This window comes from Meridianimarinicoccus sp. MJW13 (genome assembly GCF_014901205.1).
Classification (GTDB): domain Bacteria; phylum Pseudomonadota; class Alphaproteobacteria; order Rhodobacterales; family Rhodobacteraceae; genus Meridianimarinicoccus.
This window is the reverse complement of sequence record NZ_JACNMU010000018.1, coordinates 1-2904: the sequence shown is the minus strand read 5'-3', so window position 1 is coordinate 2904 and position 2904 is coordinate 1. Positions and strand designations below refer to the sequence as shown.

The following is a 2904-nucleotide window of genomic DNA, read 5'->3' as shown; positions in this document are numbered from 1 at the left end:
GGAGTACCCAAGGAGTTATATCCTGGCGAGTGTCGGGTTGCCTTGACGCCGCAGTCTGCGGGTCAGTTGGGCAAGCTGGGCTATGCGTGTCTGGTTGAGTCCGGGGCCGGGGCTGCGGCGGGGATTTCGGATGCGGCCTATGCCGCGGCCGGGGTCGAGGTCGTGGCGGATGCGGCGGCGCTGTATGCGGGCGCCGACATCGTGGCCAAGGTGCGGCCTCCGGAAGAATCCGAGGTGGATCTGCTGCGCGAGGGGCAGATCCTGATCTCGTTCTTCTGGCCGGCGGCGAACGAGGCGCTGATGGCGCGCGCGAAGGATCGCGGCGCCACGGTGATCGCCATGGACATGGTGCCGCGGATCAGCCGGGCCCAGAAGATGGACGCGCTGAGCTCGATGGCCAATATCGCGGGCTACCGCGCGGTGATCGAGGCGGGCGCCAACTTCGGCCGCTTCTTCACCGGCCAGGTGACGGCGGCGGGCAAGGTGCCCCCCGCGAAGGTTCTGGTGGTGGGGGCCGGCGTGGCCGGGCTGGCGGCGATCGGGGCCTCGACCTCGCTGGGCGCGATCACCCTGGCCTTCGACGTGCGGCCCGAGGTGGCCGAGCAGATCGAATCGATGGGGGCGGAGTTCGTCTACCTCGAGTTCGACGAGGAACAGACCGACGGCGCGGCGACGGGCGGCTATGCGGCGCCCTCGAGCCCCGAGTTCCGCGAGGCGCAGCTGGCCAAGTTCCGCGAGCTGGCCCCGGAGGTGGACATCGTCATCACCACGGCGCTGATCCCGAACCGGCCGGCGCCGAAGCTGTGGACCGAGGACATGGTCGGGCTGATGAAGCCGGGCTCGGTGATCGTTGATCTGGCGGCCGAGCGTGGCGGCAACTGCGACCTGACGGTTCCGGACGAGAAGATCGTGACCGACAATGGCGTGACCGTGGTCGGCTACACCGATTTCCCCAGCCGGATGGCGGCGCAAAGCTCGACGCTTTATGCCACCAACATCCGCCACATGATGACCGATCTGACGCCCGGCAAGGACGGTCAGCCGGTGGTCAACATGGAAGATGACGTGATCCGCGGCGCCACGGTGACCCACGCGGGCGAGATCACTTTCCCGCCGCCGCCGCCGAAGATCGCGGCAATCGCGGCGCAGAAGCCCAAGGAAAAGCCCAAGGAACTGACGCCGGAAGAGAAGAAGGCCCGGGAAGTGGCCGCCTTCAAGGCCGCCACCAAACAGCAGGTGACCCTGCTGGGGGTGGGCGCGGCCTTGATGCTGATCGTGGGCGCCTTTGCCCCGGCCAGTTTCATGGCGCATTTCATCGTCTTCGTTCTGGCCTGTTTCGTGGGCTTCCAGGTGATCTGGAACGTCAGCCACAGCCTGCACACGCCCTTGATGGCGGTGACCAATGCAATCTCGGGCATCGTGATCCTGGGCGCCCTTCTGCAGGTCGGGTCCGGCAACTGGCTGGTGGTTCTGCTGGCGTCGATCTCGATCCTGATTGCCACGATCAACATCGTCGGCGGCTTCCTGGTGACACGCCGGATGCTGGCAATGTTCCAGAAATCCTGAGGAGTTCAGTGACATGAGTATCGGACTTGTTTCGGCGGCCTATATCGCTGCCGCCGTTCTGTTCATCCTGAGCCTCGGGGGGCTCTCGGGCCAGGAGAGCGCCAAGCGCGCGATCTGGTACGGGATCGTGGGCATGGCCTTTGCCGTGGTCGCGACGATCTTCGGGCCGGGCATGGGCAACTATTTCATCGTGATCCTGATGGTGGCGCTTGGCGCCATCGCCGGCACCATCGTGGCCAAGCGGGTCGAGATGACCGAGATGCCGCAACTGGTGGCGGCGCTGCACAGTTTCGTCGGTCTTGCGGCGGTCTTCATCGGGCTCAACGCCGACCTGGAACTGGGCGCGGTGACCGCGCTGAAGGAGGCCGGCGGCGACCTGAGCGCGCTGGCGGGCTTCGCGGCCACCCTGGCCAAGAAGACCAGCGTCGAGATCGGCATCCTGAAGACCGAGGTGTTCCTTGGCATCTTCATCGGGGCGGTGACCTTCACCGGGTCGGTCGTGGCCTTCGGCAAGCTGGCGGGCAAGGTCGACGGCAAGCCCAAACAGCTGCCCGGCGGGCATATGCTGAACGCGGCGTCGCTGGCGCTGTGCGTTCTGCTGGGGATCATGTATATCGCCGGCGCGGGCATCTGGACCATGGTGCTGGTGACGCTGATCGCGGGCTTCATCGGCTACCATCTGATCATGGGCATCGGCGGCGCCGACATGCCGGTGGTGGTGTCGATGCTGAACAGCTACTCGGGGTGGGCCGCGGCCGCCATCGGTTTCACGCTGGGCAACGATCTGCTGATCGTGACCGGCGCGCTGGTGGGCTCTTCGGGGGCGATCCTGAGCTACATCATGTGCAAGGCGATGAACCGGGCCTTCGTGTCGGTGATCCTGGGCGGCTTTGGCGGCACCTCGGGGCCGCAGATGGCGGTCGAGGGCGAGATGATCGCCACCGATGCCGACAGCGTCGCCGCGGCTTTGGACGATGCCGACGAGATCATCATCATCCCCGGCTACGGGATGGCGGTGGCCCAGGCCCAGCAATCGGTGAGCGAGCTGACCAAGCGCCTGCGCGCCAAGGGCAAGACTGTGCGGTTTGCGATCCATCCGGTTGCCGGACGCCTCCCTGGTCACATGAACGTTCTGCTGGCCGAGGCGCGGGTGCCCTACGACATCGTTATGGAAATGGACGAAATCAATGAAGATTTCCCCAAGACCGACGTGGCGATCGTGATCGGCTCGAACGACATCGTGAACCCGGCCGCACAAGACGACCCCAACAGCCCCATCGCCGGGATGCCGGTGCTGGAATGCTGGAAGGCGAAACAGGTGTTCGTGTCCAAACGCGG

2 protein-coding genes are annotated in these 2904 nt (G+C 65.8%); both read left to right on the top strand.

Annotated features, from left to right (window positions below; translation table 11 throughout):
• On the top strand, positions 1-1566 hold a 1566-nt coding region (locus tag H8B03_RS18885; RefSeq protein ID WP_193143541.1), incomplete at its 5' end, for a Re/Si-specific NAD(P)(+) transhydrogenase subunit alpha.
• Positions 1567-1579: 13 nt separating this feature from the next.
• Positions 1580-2904 (top strand): NAD(P)(+) transhydrogenase (Re/Si-specific) subunit beta (locus H8B03_RS18880; protein ID WP_193143532.1); only part of this gene is annotated, 1325 nt, incomplete at its 3' end.